The organism is Micromonospora sp. NPDC005298 (assembly GCF_040607375.1).
Classification (GTDB): Bacteria; Actinomycetota; Actinomycetes; order Mycobacteriales; family Micromonosporaceae; genus Micromonospora.
Genome location: NZ_JBEXGP010000024.1, coordinates 39,732 through 54,271, shown reverse-complemented (window position 1 = coordinate 54,271; position 14,540 = coordinate 39,732). Strand labels below are relative to the sequence as shown.

Below are 14,540 nucleotides of genomic sequence, written 5' to 3'. Positions count from 1 at the left end.
GTGCGGGTCACCGGCGGCGCCGGTGCCGCGAATCCGTTGCTCCTGAGTGGTTTCCGCCCGGAAGTGTCAGTCGTGCCGGGTAACGTCCGGCCACCAACTCAAGAAGGGTGCGGCGATGGTGAGCGTGGCGGGTCGGGCGGCGGCGTCGACACCTGGCGCGTTTCCGCCGCTGCCCCGCGCGGTGGCCCAGTCCTTCTACCGCCGGATGCGGGCCGTCGGTCCGGCGGCGGTCGGTGCCCTCGAACGGGACCGGGCGGGCGACATCGAGCGGCCCTTTGCCGACACCGCCTGCGGTCGTCTGGCCAACTCCCTCGACGACGCCGGCCTGCGGGCCCTCGGCATGTGGACGCACCACTGGTGCATGCGGTTCTACGACGACGACACCCGCGTCGGCCGACGACTGCTCCGGGAGATCGCCGGTCGCCCGGGTCTGGGCTGGACGACGGACGAGGTGCTGTGGATGCTTCGGGAGTCGAGCGCGGCCGGCCCCGCCGCCCCCGAGCGGTTCACCCTGCCGCGCGCCGCCGCCGCGCAGCTACCGGCGGGCGAGTCACCCCTCGACGCCCTGCCCGCCGACGCGGTGGTGGTGCCCCGCCAGCGCCGGGCCTGCTGAGCGGCACCGACCTCGGGCGCGGCACCGGCTGCGGCAGGATGGACGCCGTCAGCACCGACGAAGGAGACGACGAATGCCCGCCAGCGAACCGACGATCCTCGCCACCAGCATGGGTTTCTTCCGGGGCGACCGGGGCCCGTCCGACCTGCGTCCCGGGCCGGTCTTCGAGCTGGCGGCAGAGCTGGCGGGGGCCGGGGCGCAGCCCCGGGTGTGCTACCTCGGGCAGGCCGTCGGCGACCAGCCCACCTCGCTGACCGCCGTCTACGGCGCGTTCGCCGACACCCGGTTCCGGCTGTCGCACCTGGCCCTGTTCCCCATGCCGAACGTCGACGACGTCCGCGCCCACCTGCTCGCCCAGGACGTCGTCTGGGTCGGCGGCGGCAGCGTGGCCAACCTCGTGGCCGTCTGGCGGGTGCACGGGCTCGACGAGATCCTGCACGAGTGCTGGCAGGCCGGCGTGGTGCTGGCCGGCGTCTCCGCCGGGTCGATCTGCTGGCACGTGGGCGGCGCCACCGACAGCTTCGGCCCCCGACTGCGCGGCTTCACCGAGGGGCTGGCCTGGCTGCCGTACGGCAACGGGGTGCACTACGACAGCGAGGACCAGCGGCGACCGCTGATGCACGAGCTGGTCGGCGACGGGACGCTGCCGACCAGCCACTGCACCGACGACGGCGTCGGCCTGGTCTACCGGGGCACCCGGCTGGTTGAGGCGATCGCGGACCGTGAGGGCGTCTCGGCGTACGAGGTGACCCGCGGCGCGGACGGCAGTGTCCGGGAGGCGGTCATCGCTCCCCGCCTGCTCGCCTGAGCGTGGGTCAGACCCGGTCCTCGAACGCGGCGCACACGGTGGCCCGCGCCTGCGGCCCCTCGATCGCCCGCAGCAGTTCCCGGGCGAGGGCGATCTGGTGCGCCTCGTCGACGGTCCGGTCCATCGGGGTCAGCTCGACCCGCCACCGGAAGTAGAGGTAGTCGTCCTCGTCGGTGGCGGCGAGCTGCGGGTCGGCGTCCTCGTTGGGGTTGATCTCCAGCAGGTTGCCCCGGACGTCCACCGAGTCCCGGCGGTAGGGCACCGCGTCGGGCAGCCGGGTGCGGATCAGGTCGAGCAGCTCCGCCGCCGTGAGCGGGCCGTCGACCATGATGAGGAACTGCAACGTCGTCTGCACGTCTGCCACCTTGCCAGATGCGGAACCGCTCAATCGAGCGGGAGGAACGGGCCGTTGTCGAACTTGCCGCCCCGGCGCAGCACGGAGAACTGCACCTTGTGCGGCACGTGCGTGTCCATCAGTTCGCGGCGCAGGTGGGTGAAGTCGGTGCCCAGGTCGAAGCTGGCGAGCTGACCGTTCTCGTTGATCCGGCGCAGCATCGTCTTGCGCAGCCGGGTGCCGTCCGGCGCCCGCGAGAGGGAACGTTCGGCCAGGTCGAAGAAGGTCTTGTCGTCGACGATGAGCGCCACGTCGATGTCGGAGTCCGGGCGGGCCGTGCCCTTCACCCGGCTGCCGTGGGCCACCAGGTCCCCGTCGGGCAGTCCGGCCTGGCGTTGCGTCTGCCGGGCGCCCCGGGCGAAGCGGGTCCACTGCCGTTCGGTGAAGCCCTGCGGGATCCGGCGGGCGGCCCGGGTGGTCGCCGTCTCGGCCGCCTCGCCCGCCACGTCGTCGGCCCGCCGCATCATGCTCCGGGCGGCCTGCGCCACGATGCCCCGGGCGGCCGTCGTGGCGCCGTCCGGCAGGTCCCGTCGGCGGCCGGTCACTGCGGCCCGCCCGACTGCCGGCGGCGCAGTACGGCGTCGAAGACCTGCGCCAGTTCGGCGGCGTCCTCGCCGGCGTGGTGGGTGTGCGGCACGTCGTGCAGACCCAGCTCGTGCTTGATCCTGCCCTTGCGGGTCTGGACCCACTCGCCGCCGGTCAGCCCCATCCAGTAGCTGCGCAGGTCGACGCCGGAGCCGGTGGCGCCGAACGGGCTGTGGCCGACGAAACGCACGAAGTACCAGTGCACGAACATGCCGTCCCAGACGGCGGGCGCGGCGAGGAAGACCGGTCGACCGATCCGGCGCAACCCGTTGACCCAGGCCGCCGCCGATGCCATCGCCTCGGGCGCGGTCGGCGCCTCGCGCAGCAGGCGGTCCCGGTCCAGACCCGACACGGCCAGCGCGGCCGGCACGAACTCGTCGGAGATGGGCCGCAGCTCGGTGTAGAACGTCAGATCCGGGCGACCTGCCACGGCCATGCCCAGCGAGATCATGCTGTACGGCCCGGGGATCGGCCCGTCCGCCTCCACGTCGACGCCGACGTACAGCTCGGGCAGGGGAGAGGTCATCCCAGGACCACCCCGATGGCCTGGTCGATGAGCATGTTCAGGACGATGTCGGTGAGCTTCTTGAAGACGGGGATCTCCAGCAGCGAGGCGCCGAACGTCGGGGCGGCCGTCGCGAGCGCCTGGATGATCTGCACCAGCAGGATGATCAGCTGGACGATCACGTTGATCTTCAGGGCGAGGACGATGAGCGCGCACACGAACAGCGTCGCCGCCACCATCTGCGCGCCGGTGCCACCGTCGCGCAGCACCGATATCGCCGAGCCGTCCGACTCCCAGCGCTGCTGGAACGCCGCCAGCGCGTCACCCTGGTTGCCGTCCAGCACCCGCTGCGCGGCCGCCGTGCCCTCCGCCGCCGCGTTGTTGAGCGACTCGGCCATCTCCATCCACATCTGGCCGAGCTCGAACATCTTCGTCTCGTCCGACTTGGGCCAGGTGTAGCCCAACTCGTTCAGCAGGCCGGCGAGTTCGCCGGGCAGCATGATCCCCATCGACCCGCCTACGAGCTCATCGTCGTGAACTGGGCGTCGTTGTCCTGCTCGACCAGGTCGTACTGGTCGGCCATCACGCTCAGCCCGTCACCGAAGCCGCGCAGCCCGTCGACGACCGACCCGAGGCACTCCGCCGCGATCTCCTCGGCCACCTGGTACGACATGCCGATCAGGCCGCCCACGTCGTCGTCGCCGAAGATGTCGCCCATCGAGGCCGTCCGCGCGCGCAGCGCCTCCCACTGCGCGGCGAGCTGCTCGGCCACAGTCGTCAGGTGGCCGCCGCCCTGCCGCAGCGCGGGCGGGTGCACCTGTAGGTCCTCGGGCATGCCATCACCTCGCTGCCTGCTGGATGCGCCGCACCGCGTCGGTGAGCGCGTCGGTCATCGCCGCCATGCTGCGCACCGACTCGTTCTGCAACTCGTCGAGCTGCTGGCCCAGCGCCACCGGGTCCACCGCTGGCGCGTCCCCGACGTCGCCGGCCGCGAGGCGCAGGTCGTCCAGCGCGGCGTTGACCGCCAGGGTGATCTGCTCGCCGAGCATCTCGGCGCCCATCCGCAGGGCACGCGGGTCGACCGTCACCGACTCGACGCGTTGACCGACCGCCACGACCTCGACCTGACCGCCCGCCGCGGATCCGGTGCCGCGCGCCGGCTCGACGTCCAGGCCGTCGGGGACCTGCCCGGTCGAACGCATCGACGCCAGCGCCTGTCGGGTCTGCTGGAACAGTCTGTCGAATTCGGTCACCTGGTCCACAACGCCCCCTCACGTCGCATGCGACATCGAGAGGGTAGCAACGGGATTCCGGCGTCGGGATCCGCCGAGTCGTGACCAGGGCCGGTGTCCGGCGCGGGGCGAATCGGAGCCGCCTGGACCGGCCCGGCCGGCACCGGCGTAAGCTGGCCCGTCGTGAGTCTCACCATCGGCATCGTCGGCCTGCCCAACGTCGGCAAGAGCACGCTTTTCAACGCGTTGACCAAGAACGACGTGCTGGCGGCGAACTACCCGTTCGCCACCATCGAGCCCAACGTCGGCGTGGTCGGGCTTCCCGACGAGCGGCTGGGCAAGCTGGCCGAGATCTTCTCGTCGCAGAAGGTGCTGCCCGCCCCGGTGTCGTTCGTCGACATCGCCGGTCTGGTGCGTGGCGCCTCGAAGGGGCAGGGCCGGGGCAACGCCTTCCTGGCCAACATCCGCGACGCCTCGGCGATCTGCCAGGTCGTCCGCGCCTTCTCCGACCCGAACGTGGTCCACGTCGACGGCAAGGTCTCCCCGGCCGACGACATCGAGACGATCAACACCGAGCTGATCCTCGCCGACCTGCAGACCCTGGACAAGGCGCTGCCCCGGCTGGAGAAGGAGGCGAAGCTCCGCAAGGACCGCCTCGCCGCGGTCGCCGCCGCGAAGGCCGCCATCGAGGTGCTCGACGGTGGCACCACCCTGTACTCCGGGGCCGCCGCCGCCAAGATCGAGCTGGAGCACCTGCGCGAGCTCCACCTGCTCACCACCAAGCCGTTCCTGTACGTCTTCAACGTCGACGAGGCCGAACTGGCAAACGAGACGTTCCTCGACGAGCTGCGCGCCCTGGTCGCCCCCGCCGAGGCCGTCTTCATGGACGCCAAGATCGAATCCGAGCTGGTGGACCTGCCCGAGGAGGAGGCCCGCGAACTGCTGGAGTCGATCGGGCAGAACGAGCCCGGCCTCAACCAGCTCGTCCGCGTCGGCTTCCGCACGCTCGGCCTCCAGACGTACCTCACGGCCGGCCCCAAGGAAGCGCGCGCCTGGACCGTCCCGGTCGGCGCGACCGCGCCGGAGGCCGCGGGTGTCATCCACAGCGACTTCCAGCGCGGCTTCATCAAGGCCGAGGTCGTCTCCTACAACGACCTGGTCGAGCACGGGTCGATGGCGGCGGCCAAGGCTGCGGGCAAGGTCCGCATCGAGGGCAAGGAGTACGTCATGCAGGACGGCGACGTGGTGGAGTTCCGCTTCAACGTCTGAGTCCGGCCGTTGGCGCTGTCAGGCAGTGCTGGGGTCGGCGGCTCTGGCGGCTCGCTCGATGGTTGTGCGGCGGGCCTCCCAGAAGGCCGCGTCGTGTTCGGCGGGTGCCCTCCTGGCTATCGTTCCGGTCGATCCGTCCAGCTGTTCACGCAGGATGTCGGCGTGCCCGACGTGCCGGCTGGTCTCGATGAGCATGTGGACCAGGATGGCGAACAGCTTCACGTCCGGCTGCGGCCACCAGGGCGCGCGGCCGGGTGCGTCGATGGCGAGGGCCGTGATCGTCGCGTCCGAGTGCTGCCACACGCGACGGTAGCGGTCGACGATGTCCTCGCGCGTCTCCTGCTCGGTCGCCCACATGTCGAGGCCCTGCCGCAGGGCGTCGTCGTCCCACCGGGGAAGCGGTTCGGGGAAGGGCCGGTCGAAGACCTCGCCGAAGTAGGTGGCCTCCCATATCGACAGGTGTTTGACCAGGCCGAGAAGGTTGGTCCCGGTCGAGGTCAGGGGGCGGCGGATGTCGTACTCGGACAGTCCGTCGAGTTTCCACAGCAGCGCTTCGCGCATCTCCCGCAGGTCGCTGTGCAGGTACTCCTTCGCGAAATCATCGATCATGCTCGGGGAGCCTGCCACGCGCCGGCCGCTGTCGCTGCCCGCCCGGGCGTTGGAGGGCTGAACTACACCCAGGGCGGGGTGTGCTGGCGCAGGTAGCCGCGCGCACGGGGGACGGGGTCCCGCCAGTACTGGTGGGGCAGACGGGAGTGGTGCGTCTCGCAGAAGTCGGCGAGGCTGTCCCTGATCCTGACGCTCTCCAGCGGACGGCCCTCGAAGGTCGTGTTGACCGCCAGCAGCTCCGGTTCGGGATTCCAGCCCGAGTGGTCGTACGCCCAGCCGTCCCAGAGCGCGTAGACGTGGAAGATCTGCCACCCGCCGGCGAGGCGCACTCCCGCGATGTCGATGCGCCGATCCGGGTAGGAGTTCCGGCACACCCAGGCCAGGACGTGGCACGCTCCGGCGGCGAAGAAGGCCTGGTCCGTCCGCTCCCACGCGATGCGTTGATCTGATCGCTCGATAGCTGTCCGACGGAACACGCCCGCCGCCTGGGCCGTCATCACCGGAACGCTAGTGGATGGACCGTTGGCGTCGGGCACCGACCACAGTGGTCCTCGACGTAGGGTGGGCGCGTGGACGAACGGTCGCGGCTCAGCTCGTCGTTCGGCGCGGCGGCGACCGCGTACGCCGAGCACCGCCCGGACTACGCGCGGGCCGCTGTGCGGTGGGCGCTCGAGCCCGCACCTGGCCCGCGGGTGCTCGACCTCGGCGCTGGCACCGGCAAGTTGTCCGCCACGCTTGTCGCGCTGGGCGTGGAGGTCGTCGCGGTCGAACCCGACCCGGCGATGCTCGCCGAGCTGCGCCGCGCGCTGCCGGCCGTCCGTGCCCTGCCGGGCAGCGCGGAGGCGGTCCCGTTGCCTGACGGGTCAGTCGACGCCGTGCTGGCCGGCAACGCGATGCACTGGTTCGACATGGCCGTCGCGGGTCCGGAGATCGCCCGGGTCCTCGCGCCGGGAGGCGTGCTGGCTGGACTGTGGAACATCCTGGACGACCGGGTCGGCTGGGTTGCCGACCTCGAACGGGTCAGCGGAAGCGCGGCCATCGGCCCGCGTGACACGGTGAGCAGTTGGCGTGCGGCGACGGCGACCATGCTGGCGCCGGGCACCGGCCCGGTCGCCCGGTTCGACGCGGCGGCGCAGGTCGAGTTCCCGCACGGCCAGCGCCGTACCGCCGACTCTCTCGTGGCGACGCTCGCGACGCGGGCGGGCATGCTGGTCATGGCCGACCCGGAGCGCAGGGCCGTGCTCGGCCGGATCCGCGACTTCCTTGGCAGCACGCCCGAGACCGCCCGGGGCGAGTTCACGTTGCCGATGCTGACCGGTGTGCTGCGCGCCCGGCGGCTGTGACGGTCGGCGGCCCCTGTCGGCCGTGGTGCCGCACGCCGATCGTCACGCTCCCGCGATTTCGCGGGCTGTTCGACGAATGACCAGAAGGGCGATGTCGTCGTTCGGGTTCTGGGTGTCGAGGGTCGCCATCACGGCGGTGCAGACGACGTCGGCGGGCGCCAGCGGAACGGCCGACACCAGACGGGCGATGCCGGTGTCGATCAGCTCGCCCCGGCGTTCCACGAGCCCGTCGGTGTAGCCGACCAGGACCGCGCCGGGCGGGAAGTCCACAGTCGTGCTGTGTCGTCGCGGCGTCCAGTAGCCGATGCCCAGCGGTGGGTCGACCCGCGCCTCGATCAGGCGGGCGGGCTGCGCGGGCGCCACCAGCACGGGGCGCAGGTGCCCGGCCAGGGAGATCCGGATGGTCGTGCCGTCCGGGGAGATCATCGCGTACAACGCGGTGCTGAGGCTGCCGGTCTCGAAGTGGTTGACCTTCCGGTCGAGGAGGGTCAGGGCCTCCGCCGGGTCGTCCGTTACCAGGGCGTACGCGCGCAGCGCACTGCGGATGCGTCCCATCACCACCGCCGACTGCAGTCCGTGCCCCGACACGTCACCGATCACCACGCCCAGCCACCCGGAGGGGAGCAGGAAGACGTCGTACCAGTCGCCGCCGACGCCGGAGACGTGACCGGGAACGTACCGGGCGGCCATGTCCAGGTGCGGTGCCGTGGGCAACTGGGTGGGGAGCAGACTCCGTTGCAGGGCCAGGGCGGCGTTCTGGTCCAGGCTGTGAGCGCGGGCCTGGCTCGCCACGCCGATCCGGTCGGCGACCAGTTCGAGCAGCCGGACGTCGTCCGCGGCGAACCGGCGCGGGGTGAGGCTCCCGACGTGCAGGACGCCGATGAGTTCACCGCGGGTGAAGACCGGTACGCCGAGCAGGGACCGGACCCCGGTCTCCAGGAGGAGCGGGTTGACCACCTTGTCGGCGGTGACGTACTCGATGATCACTGGTCGGCGGGTGAGGGCGATCCGGCCGGCGAAGCCCTGCCCGATCGAGATCCGGAAGGCCTGCCGGACCTCGTCCTCCAACCCCTTGGCGGCGGTGGCCACGAGTTGTCGGGCGTGCACGTCCAGCAGCAGGATGGCGGCGGTGTCGACGTGCAGCAACTCGCGGACCCGGTCGAGTAACTCGTCGAAGAGGTCGGCGACATCGAGCCGGGACAGCGTCGCATCGGTCACCGTCTCGATGCGGCGTAACCGCTCCGCGTCCGTGACGCCGCTGGTCGCTACCACGTCAGGATCGTAGCCGCGTCGGTCACCGCCGCTGGTCATGCGTCCGCCGACCAACGTGCCGACCGGTGGAACCGACCGGGCTGGCAGCGGGCGTGCTACTGCTCCCCCCAGGCGCCCAGCTCGTTGCCGCTGGGGTCGGTGAAGTGGAATCGCCGTCCGCCCGGGAACTCGTACGGCCCGTTCACCACCTGACCACCGGCGTCCTTCACGGCCTGCACCGACCGGTCCAGGTCGCTCGAGTAGAGCAGCACCAGCGGGCCGCCCGTCCGGACGTCCTGGTCCAGGCGGAGACCGCCCACCTCGGGCGCCGCGTCGCCGTGTGGGCTGCGGATGCCGGCGTAACCCGGCCCGTAGTCGTTGAACTCCCAGCCGAACGCGTCGGCGTAGAAGCGCTTGGCCTCGGCGAGGTCGTTGACCGTGAGCTCGACGTAGTCGATGCCGTGGTGCCGGTGCGGAGCTGGCTCAGACATGGTCGGCATTGTGCGCCTCGGGTCCGACAAACACCGGGAGGCGCAACGAAAGGTTGCGCAACGTACGTGCGGTGTCGTAGGTTCAGTGCAACCAAAGGTTGCGAAAGGGTGTGGTCATGGAACAGGGAACCATCGAACGCGACATCCACGTCGACGCGTCTCCCGAGGTCGTCTTCGAGGTGGTCAGTCGACCCGAGCACATGCGGGAGTGGTGGCCCGACGACGCGCGGTTCGAGTCGGTCGCCGGCGCACCCGGCGAGCTGGTGTGGCGCAACGGCGACACCGGCGAGACGACGACCGTCGCGCTCGCCGTCGTCGAGGTCGACCCGCCGAGACGGTTCTCCTTCCGGTGGTGCTTCACCGACGCGGATCGCAGCGGGCAGTCGCTGCTCGTCACCTTCGACCTCACCCCGAGCGGCGCGGGCACCCAGGTACGGATGACCGAGACCGGGTTCCGCGAGGCGGGCTGGGAGGTCGCCGTCCTCGAGGAGCAGTACCGGGACCACGTGAACGGCTGGGACCACTACATGCCGAAGCTGGGTGCGTACGTCGCGCGGCTGGTCGCCGCCGCATGAGCACGGCCGTCGACGATGAGCTGTGGTCGGCGATCGGCGACCCCACCCGACGTACCATGATCGATCTTCTTCTCTCCGACGGGCCGGGCACCGCGACGTCGCTGAGCAGGCGGTTGCCCGTCACCCGCCAGGCCGTCTCGAAGCACCTGGCGGTCCTGGACCGGGTCGGGCTCATCCACGCCGAGCCGGCCGGCCGCGAGCGGCACTACCAGGTCGACGAGGCGCAGCTCGCCCGCGCGGTCGCCCAGTTGTCGGCGGTCGGCGCCACCTGGGACGCCCGCCTGCGCCGGATCAAGCGGATCGCCGAGGCGATCGAACGCGGCCGCACCGACAGCGAAGGGGAATGACATGGTGGACATCCTGCACCGGGTTGGTGTGGTCGCTCCGCTCGACGACGTCTACCGAGCGGTGGCGACCCCGGCCGGCCTCGCCGGCTGGTGGACCACCGACACGGTGGGCAGGAGCGAGGTCGGCGGACGGTTGGCATTCCGGTTCGGTGACCTCGGCGGCTTCGACATGGAGGTCCTGGAGCTGGACCCCGCCGGCCGGGTGCGGTGGCGGGTCGTCGACGGGCCCGAGGAATGGGTCGGCACCGACGTCGACTGGCGTCTCGACAAGCGCGGCGAGTACACGATCGTCCAGTTCGCGCACGAGGGCTGGCGTGAGCCCGTCGAGTTCATGCACCACTGCAGTACCAAGTGGGCGCTGTTCCTGATGAGCCTGAAGGAGTTGGTGGAGACCGGACGCGGCCGGCCGGCGCCGGACGACGTCCGCATCAGCGACTGGCACTGACCTCGGTGACGGCCGGATCGCCGGAGGGTCGCGCGCTCCGCCGGGAGAGCGCGATTCCCCCGGCGACGAGGCCGAGGGCCACGATCGCCACGGCGCAGAGCAGCAGCGTCGGGCGTGCGCCCAGGGCACCCACGAGCGGGCCGCCGAGCACGGTCCCCAGCGGTACTGCCAGCACGAGGACGGCGCCGTTCGCGGCAAGCACCGCCGGGAGTTGCGCGACGGACGCGCTGCGCTGGAACAGCGCCATCGACGTCGACATGTACGGCGCCCAGATCAGGCCCGCCAGGGCGAACGCCGGTAACGACACGCCGACCGGCGCGCCCAGACCGAGGGGCAGCATCGCGACACCGAACGCGACGACGATGCCGATGGTGGTGGCGCGCAGCGGCCAGCGGCGAAGGTGCCCGGCGGCGAGACCTCCGGCGAGGCCGCCGATGCCGAACGCCGTGTAGTAGGCGCCGAGCAGTGTCGCGGAGCCGTGCAGGTCGTCGGTGATGTGGATCGGCATGGCCACGTACACCGGCCCGAAGAGGAAGAAGAACCACAGGCTCAGCACCAGCAGGTTCAGCAGGGCGGGGTTGCGGCGGATGACGGAGAAGCCGGCGGTACGCGAAGCGCCCCGCTCCTGCGCGTCGACGCTGTCGGCGGGGGGTAGGGCGAGGCGGTACGTGAGCGCCAGCACGGCGAAGGTGCCGGCGTCGACGGCGATGACCCACCCCGGCCCGACCCAGCCGATCAGGACGCCGGCCAGCGGTGGACCGACGATTGTGGCGAATCCGGCGATGGTGGAGAGAACCGCGTTGGCCGGCAGGTGGTGGCGCTGCGGCAGCAGTTCGGCGATCAGGGTGAACCGTCCGGCGGACCCCCACGAGTGCAGCAGCGCGGACGCGGCCAGCAGGACGACGTACAGCTCGATGCCGAGTACGCCGGCGAGGTGCGCGAGGGGAATCGCCGCGAGGGCGCAGGCCCGCAGGATCGCGTCCCACCCGGCGAGTTGGGCGCCGCCGCGGGGGCGCAGCAACCGGCCGAAGATGACCGTCCCAGCAGCGCTGGGGAGGGTGTACGCCGCCATGGCGAGCGCGATCCAGGTGCCGTGCTGACCGGACGGTGCGAGTTCCCTGGCGAGCCAGATTACCGCGACCAACGCCATGCCGTCGCCAAGCGCGGACACCGCCAACCCGGGCAGGACCCGCCGCAGCAGTGGGTGACTCACCACGGGCCAGTACGGCGAGGCGCGCGGGAAGCGGACCGGATTCGACGACATGCCGCCAGTCGACCTGACGGGGGCCGTGGCGGGCCAGCGGAGGCTGCTCTCAGCAGATTCCGCTTCGGGCGGAACGGTCGGCGGGAGATCGACTCGGGTTCCTCGGGTCGGGGTGTCGTCGTGGCGATGACACCCCGACCGTCCGGAACCCGAGTCGATCAGACCGCTAGTGGGCGTGGTAGACGGAGATGTGCAACGGGCTGTCGGCGGTGAACGGCCGCCGGTGCCAGTCGGCGTACCGCTCGGCGAGCCGCAGCCCGGCCCGCTCGGCCATCTCGTCGATCTGGTGCGGCCAGGCGTACCGCATGGCGAACGGCTTCAGGTGTACGCCCGCACTGTCGAACGTGATGGTCTGCCGGATGAACCGCTGCGCCGGCCGGTCGTACTTGTGCAGTCGGATCGTCGCGGAGTCCTCCGTGACGGCCCGCACCTGCACCTGCTCGTCCGAGTCGAAGGTACGCGGGTCCGGTACGAACGTCTCGATGACGAACGCGCCACCGGGCGACAGCACCCGCGCGACGTTGCGGAAACAGTCCGCCTGCCGCTCGGCGTCCACCAGGTTGAACAACGTGTTGAACACCAGGTAGGCGAGCCGGAACTCGCCCTCCACCGGTACGTCCGCCATGTCGGCGACGACCACCGGGATCCGGTCGCCACCCGGTTTCGCCCGCAGCTGCGCGAGCATCTCCTCGGACGCCTCGACGCCGTGCACGGTGAGCCCGCGTTCGGCCAGCGGCAACGCGACCCGGCCGGTGCCGATCGCCAGTTCGAGAACCGGACCGCCGTCGGCCAGGTCGGCCAGGAAGTCCACGGCGGGTGCCGGGTCGGGGTTGCCGATGTCGTAGTCGGTTGCCCACAGCCGACCGAAGAGGCCGGGATCGTCGAAGACCGACATCAGCGGCCTCCGGGGTTGGTGTCAGTGGCGCGTCGCGCCATGGTCAGCGGAGCAGATCTGCTCACGAAGTCTCGATTCCTCGGGTCGGATGACGATGGGTTCGGGGGACTTCGCCGTTTCGGCCATGGCGGCTGCTCCTCTCGCGCGGCTGTCGACCGAGGACACCAGAGACGGCCGGGCCCGGCAAGGCAATTACGCCAGCCGGGCCCGCAGCGGTCGTACGGTCAGGAGATGTGGTGCAGGATCACGTTGTGCACGTGGTGGCTCTTCTGCGCGCCACGGAACTCCACCTCGTAGGTGTGCGTGCCGACGTGGATCGCGATCGCCCCGGTGGAGAAGAACGAGCCACCCCAGGACTTGTTGCTGACCACACTCACGCTGGTGATCTTCGAGTACGGGATGCTGGTGATCGCGAACCGTTTTCCGACGAAGGAACGGTCCTGGATGATCACCCGGCGGTCGGTCAGCCCGATGAACCCGGTGCCGGTGCCGACCGCGTCGTAGACGGCGATGATCTGCTCACCCTCGAGAAGGCCACTCTCGATCTGCTGGACCTGCTCTTTGCGGTCGTACGCGATGTTCGCCATGGCATCCAGGCTAGAAAACCGGTGCCAGCGTGCCAGCACGGGCGATGACCACGAACTCGCCGTCGCCGTGGACCCGCACCAGCCGGTGGCGGCGGAACTCGGCGTGCCTCATCGGGGGATCGCGTCGGTCGCGGCGCGGACGAACTCGCGTACCCGGGTGGTGGTGTTGCTGGCAGCCAGACCGGCCCTCGCTCATCGATCTCGTCCGTGGGGAGCGGCATGGCACGAACGTTGATCACTTCTGCCTGGTGGTGGCACCGCTGGACTGGGTCCGGGTGATCGAATCGGGGGCCTTCACGGTGCTGACCGGGCCGGTGACCGGTTCGGTGCCCGCGGGTCCGCGACCTCCATCTACGTGCAGGACCCGGACGGCAACTCGGTGGAGCTGCGCTGGTACCCGCAGGATGCCGTGACCGACCGGTGAGCCAGGGTTGCCTGGCGACATGCGGAAGCCCCGCGTCCACCCGTTGGAAGTGGGCAGGCGCGGGGCTTCGACGCTATGTCAGTGGTCGCTGCGCGGGTCGTGGTCCGTGCTGCGGCTGCCGGCCTTGGCCAGGCCCCGGCTCACCAGGTAGCCGATGGTGAGCAGGGTGATGTACCACCAGGCCTTGTCGGCGGCGAAGTAGTCGCCGCCGTCGTTCGCGGCGCCGTCGCCGACGGCGTTCGAGGCGATCAGCACACCGATGACGGCGAGCACGTAGATCGCCAGCTCGCTGGTCTTCCAGGACGGCTTCGTCTCGTCGCCGTGGCGGTGCACGCGCCGGACGTCGTGACCGGCGTGCTCGTCGTGGTCCTTGGCGCGGTTCTGGGTAGGCGTGCTCATATCAGCTCCTGAAAAAGGCTTTCTGAGGGTCTCGTCCGTTGCGGGAGTAGTTGTACGCTCCCGTCAGTATTCGTACCCCAGGTCTCTTCAGGAGAAACCTCAACTCTCAGCGAACCCTCAGGGCTCGGTGACCGCCCGGTACGCGTCCTCGATGCGGGCGGCCAGCAGGACCTCGCCCTCGGTCAGCGGCTCACCGTTGCCGTGCCCGACCCGGATCTGGGTGCTGTCGGACTGCCGGCTGATCTCCGGGCGAAGGTGCAGCGCATCCGCGACCACCTTGACCCGTTCAGTTAGTGCCGCGTGTTGGGTATCGTCGATCGCGAGCGTCCGTCGGATCTGCTCCCCCTCGCGTGTCCAACCAGACAGCAAGGTCAACGCGTCGGCAAGGTAGTCGTGCTTCGACCTGCTGTTGAACAGCACGCGCATCACCGCACCCCCCAAGCGCCGTTGCCGGCTCGTGGCCAAATCGTCGCCATCCCGTGTCTTGTCGGTGCCCTCTAGTCT

The 14,540-nt window shown here is 70.7% G+C and carries 22 protein-coding genes; 7 read left to right on the top strand and 15 right to left on the bottom strand.

Features of this window, described 5'->3' with window-relative positions; genetic code table 11:
• Positions 1-115: 115 nt before the first annotated feature.
• Together ABZS77_RS25290 and ABZS77_RS25285 are read left to right on the top strand one after the other, a co-directional pair.
• The gene (locus ABZS77_RS25290; RefSeq protein ID WP_354827500.1) at positions 116-613 is read left to right on the top strand and encodes a hypothetical protein; all 498 of its coding nucleotides are present in this window, start codon (positions 116-118) and stop codon (positions 611-613) included.
• A gap of 73 nt (positions 614-686) precedes the next feature.
• A complete protein-coding gene (locus ABZS77_RS25285; RefSeq protein WP_354827497.1) occupies positions 687-1,421 on the top strand; it encodes a peptidase E in 735 nt (244 codons plus the stop codon).
• A 7-nt stretch (positions 1,422-1,428) separates the two neighbouring features.
• Here ABZS77_RS25285 and ABZS77_RS25280 read toward each other — a convergent pair whose 3' ends face one another.
• The 6 genes from ABZS77_RS25280 to ABZS77_RS25255 are packed head-to-tail and all read right to left on the bottom strand — an operon-like array spanning position 1,429 to position 4,158.
• The gene (locus ABZS77_RS25280; RefSeq protein WP_354827494.1) at positions 1,429-1,776 is read right to left on the bottom strand and encodes a hypothetical protein; all 348 of its coding nucleotides are present in this window, start codon (positions 1,774-1,776) and stop codon (positions 1,429-1,431) included.
• A 29-nt stretch (positions 1,777-1,805) separates the two neighbouring features.
• On the bottom strand, positions 1,806-2,360 hold the full coding sequence (locus ABZS77_RS25275) for a nucleotidyltransferase domain-containing protein (protein WP_354827492.1): 555 nt from the start codon (positions 2,358-2,360) through the stop codon (positions 1,806-1,808).
• Positions 2,357-2,926 (bottom strand): exonuclease, encoded by a 570-nt coding sequence (locus tag ABZS77_RS25270; protein ID WP_354827489.1) that lies wholly within the window; start codon positions 2,924-2,926, stop codon positions 2,357-2,359. Before ABZS77_RS25270 ends, ABZS77_RS25275 begins: the two co-directional genes overlap by 4 nt.
• Positions 2,923-3,414: a hypothetical protein gene (locus ABZS77_RS25265; RefSeq protein ID WP_354827486.1), complete on the bottom strand. Its 492-nt coding sequence runs from the start codon at positions 3,412-3,414 to the stop codon at positions 2,923-2,925. Before ABZS77_RS25265 ends, ABZS77_RS25270 begins: the two co-directional genes overlap by 4 nt.
• 8 nt (positions 3,415-3,422) lie before the next feature.
• Positions 3,423-3,740: a type VII secretion target gene (locus ABZS77_RS25260; RefSeq protein WP_354827482.1), complete on the bottom strand. Its 318-nt coding sequence runs from the start codon at positions 3,738-3,740 to the stop codon at positions 3,423-3,425.
• A gap of 4 nt (positions 3,741-3,744) precedes the next feature.
• On the bottom strand, positions 3,745-4,158 hold the full coding sequence (locus tag ABZS77_RS25255) for a YbaB/EbfC family nucleoid-associated protein (protein ID WP_354827479.1): 414 nt from the start codon (positions 4,156-4,158) through the stop codon (positions 3,745-3,747).
• 162 nt (positions 4,159-4,320) lie between these two features.
• Here ABZS77_RS25255 and ychF point away from each other — a divergent pair, with 162 nt between their 5' ends.
• The gene (gene ychF, locus ABZS77_RS25250) at positions 4,321-5,406 is read left to right on the top strand and encodes a redox-regulated ATPase YchF (protein ID WP_234583858.1); all 1,086 of its coding nucleotides are present in this window, start codon (positions 4,321-4,323) and stop codon (positions 5,404-5,406) included.
• Positions 5,407-5,424: 18 nt separating this feature from the next.
• Here ychF and ABZS77_RS25245 read toward each other — a convergent pair whose 3' ends face one another.
• Both ABZS77_RS25245 and ABZS77_RS25240 read right to left on the bottom strand, forming a co-directional pair.
• The gene (locus tag ABZS77_RS25245; RefSeq protein ID WP_354827476.1) at positions 5,425-6,015 is read right to left on the bottom strand and encodes a DinB family protein; all 591 of its coding nucleotides are present in this window, start codon (positions 6,013-6,015) and stop codon (positions 5,425-5,427) included.
• 62 nt (positions 6,016-6,077) lie between these two features.
• Positions 6,078-6,512 carry a hypothetical protein gene (locus tag ABZS77_RS25240; protein ID WP_354827473.1) on the bottom strand — a complete coding sequence of 145 codons (435 nt, stop codon included), beginning with the start codon at positions 6,510-6,512 and terminating at the stop codon, positions 6,078-6,080.
• 72 nt (positions 6,513-6,584) lie between these two features.
• Between ABZS77_RS25240 and ABZS77_RS25235 the strand changes: the two genes are divergently transcribed.
• Positions 6,585-7,358, top strand: coding sequence for a class I SAM-dependent methyltransferase (locus ABZS77_RS25235; RefSeq protein WP_354827470.1), 774 nt, complete (start codon positions 6,585-6,587; stop codon positions 7,356-7,358).
• A gap of 42 nt (positions 7,359-7,400) precedes the next feature.
• Here ABZS77_RS25235 and ABZS77_RS25230 read toward each other — a convergent pair whose 3' ends face one another.
• Together ABZS77_RS25230 and ABZS77_RS25225 are read right to left on the bottom strand one after the other, a co-directional pair.
• Positions 7,401-8,630, bottom strand: a complete 1,230-nt coding sequence (locus ABZS77_RS25230) for a GAF domain-containing SpoIIE family protein phosphatase (protein WP_354827468.1) — start codon at positions 8,628-8,630, stop codon at positions 7,401-7,403.
• Positions 8,631-8,725: 95 nt separating this feature from the next.
• The gene (locus tag ABZS77_RS25225; RefSeq protein ID WP_354827465.1) at positions 8,726-9,100 is read right to left on the bottom strand and encodes a VOC family protein; all 375 of its coding nucleotides are present in this window, start codon (positions 9,098-9,100) and stop codon (positions 8,726-8,728) included.
• 116 nt (positions 9,101-9,216) lie between these two features.
• Here ABZS77_RS25225 and ABZS77_RS25220 point away from each other — a divergent pair, with 116 nt between their 5' ends.
• The 3 genes from ABZS77_RS25220 to ABZS77_RS25210 are packed head-to-tail and all read left to right on the top strand — an operon-like array spanning position 9,217 to position 10,467.
• Positions 9,217-9,675 (top strand): SRPBCC domain-containing protein, encoded by a 459-nt coding sequence (locus ABZS77_RS25220; protein ID WP_354827462.1) that lies wholly within the window; start codon positions 9,217-9,219, stop codon positions 9,673-9,675.
• On the top strand, positions 9,672-10,022 hold the full coding sequence (locus tag ABZS77_RS25215) for a metalloregulator ArsR/SmtB family transcription factor (RefSeq protein WP_354827459.1): 351 nt from the start codon (positions 9,672-9,674) through the stop codon (positions 10,020-10,022). The genes ABZS77_RS25220 and ABZS77_RS25215 overlap by 4 nt, the downstream gene beginning before the upstream one ends.
• Position 10,023: 1 nt before the next feature.
• Positions 10,024-10,467 (top strand): SRPBCC domain-containing protein, encoded by a 444-nt coding sequence (locus ABZS77_RS25210; RefSeq protein ID WP_354827455.1) that lies wholly within the window; start codon positions 10,024-10,026, stop codon positions 10,465-10,467.
• On the opposite strand, the gene ABZS77_RS25205 is transcribed toward ABZS77_RS25210, so the two are convergent.
• The 5 genes from ABZS77_RS25205 to ABZS77_RS25185 form a co-directional block, all read right to left on the bottom strand.
• Positions 10,451-11,731, bottom strand: a complete 1,281-nt coding sequence (locus ABZS77_RS25205; protein WP_354827452.1) for an MFS transporter — start codon at positions 11,729-11,731, stop codon at positions 10,451-10,453. The genes ABZS77_RS25210 and ABZS77_RS25205 overlap by 17 nt on opposite strands.
• 166 nt (positions 11,732-11,897) lie before the next feature.
• Positions 11,898-12,626, bottom strand: a complete 729-nt coding sequence (locus ABZS77_RS25200) for a class I SAM-dependent methyltransferase (RefSeq protein ID WP_354827449.1) — start codon at positions 12,624-12,626, stop codon at positions 11,898-11,900.
• 224 nt (positions 12,627-12,850) lie between these two features.
• Positions 12,851-13,213 carry a PH domain-containing protein gene (locus ABZS77_RS25195; RefSeq protein ID WP_030337500.1) on the bottom strand — a complete coding sequence of 121 codons (363 nt, stop codon included), beginning with the start codon at positions 13,211-13,213 and terminating at the stop codon, positions 12,851-12,853.
• 502 nt (positions 13,214-13,715) lie between these two features.
• A complete protein-coding gene (locus tag ABZS77_RS25190) occupies positions 13,716-14,036 on the bottom strand; it encodes a hypothetical protein (protein ID WP_354827446.1) in 321 nt (106 codons plus the stop codon).
• Positions 14,037-14,153: 117 nt separating this feature from the next.
• The gene (locus ABZS77_RS25185) at positions 14,154-14,462 is read right to left on the bottom strand and encodes a 4a-hydroxytetrahydrobiopterin dehydratase (protein WP_354827444.1); all 309 of its coding nucleotides are present in this window, start codon (positions 14,460-14,462) and stop codon (positions 14,154-14,156) included.
• Positions 14,463-14,540 lie beyond the last annotated feature (78 nt).

Bases quoted from the DNA above. Each gene is read 5' to 3' on its own strand.
- ABZS77_RS25290 (WP_354827500.1), top strand. From the start codon at position 116: ATGGTGAGCGTGGCGGGTCGGGCGGCGGCGTCGACACCTGGCGCGTTT.
- ABZS77_RS25285 (WP_354827497.1), top strand. From the start codon at position 687: ATGCCCGCCAGCGAACCGACGATCCTCGCCACCAGCATGGGTTTCTTC.
- ABZS77_RS25270 (WP_354827489.1), bottom strand. From the start codon at position 2,926: ATGACCTCTCCCCTGCCCGAGCTGTACGTCGGCGTCGACGTGGAGGCG.
- ABZS77_RS25265 (WP_354827486.1), bottom strand. From the start codon at position 3,414: ATGGGGATCATGCTGCCCGGCGAACTCGCCGGCCTGCTGAACGAGTTG.
- ABZS77_RS25260 (WP_354827482.1), bottom strand. From the start codon at position 3,740: ATGCCCGAGGACCTACAGGTGCACCCGCCCGCGCTGCGGCAGGGCGGC.
- ABZS77_RS25245 (WP_354827476.1), bottom strand. From the start codon at position 6,015: ATGATCGATGATTTCGCGAAGGAGTACCTGCACAGCGACCTGCGGGAG.
- ABZS77_RS25240 (WP_354827473.1), bottom strand. From the start codon at position 6,512: ATGACGGCCCAGGCGGCGGGCGTGTTCCGTCGGACAGCTATCGAGCGA.
- ABZS77_RS25225 (WP_354827465.1), bottom strand. From the start codon at position 9,100: ATGTCTGAGCCAGCTCCGCACCGGCACCACGGCATCGACTACGTCGAG.
- ABZS77_RS25220 (WP_354827462.1), top strand. From the start codon at position 9,217: ATGGAACAGGGAACCATCGAACGCGACATCCACGTCGACGCGTCTCCC.
- ABZS77_RS25215 (WP_354827459.1), top strand. From the start codon at position 9,672: ATGAGCACGGCCGTCGACGATGAGCTGTGGTCGGCGATCGGCGACCCC.
- ABZS77_RS25210 (WP_354827455.1), top strand. From the start codon at position 10,024: ATGGTGGACATCCTGCACCGGGTTGGTGTGGTCGCTCCGCTCGACGAC.
- ABZS77_RS25205 (WP_354827452.1), bottom strand. From the start codon at position 11,731: ATGTCGTCGAATCCGGTCCGCTTCCCGCGCGCCTCGCCGTACTGGCCC.
- ABZS77_RS25200 (WP_354827449.1), bottom strand. From the start codon at position 12,626: ATGTCGGTCTTCGACGATCCCGGCCTCTTCGGTCGGCTGTGGGCAACC.
- ABZS77_RS25195 (WP_030337500.1), bottom strand. From the start codon at position 13,213: ATGGCGAACATCGCGTACGACCGCAAAGAGCAGGTCCAGCAGATCGAG.
- ABZS77_RS25190 (WP_354827446.1), bottom strand. From the start codon at position 14,036: ATGAGCACGCCTACCCAGAACCGCGCCAAGGACCACGACGAGCACGCC.
- ABZS77_RS25185 (WP_354827444.1), bottom strand. From the start codon at position 14,462: ATGCGCGTGCTGTTCAACAGCAGGTCGAAGCACGACTACCTTGCCGAC.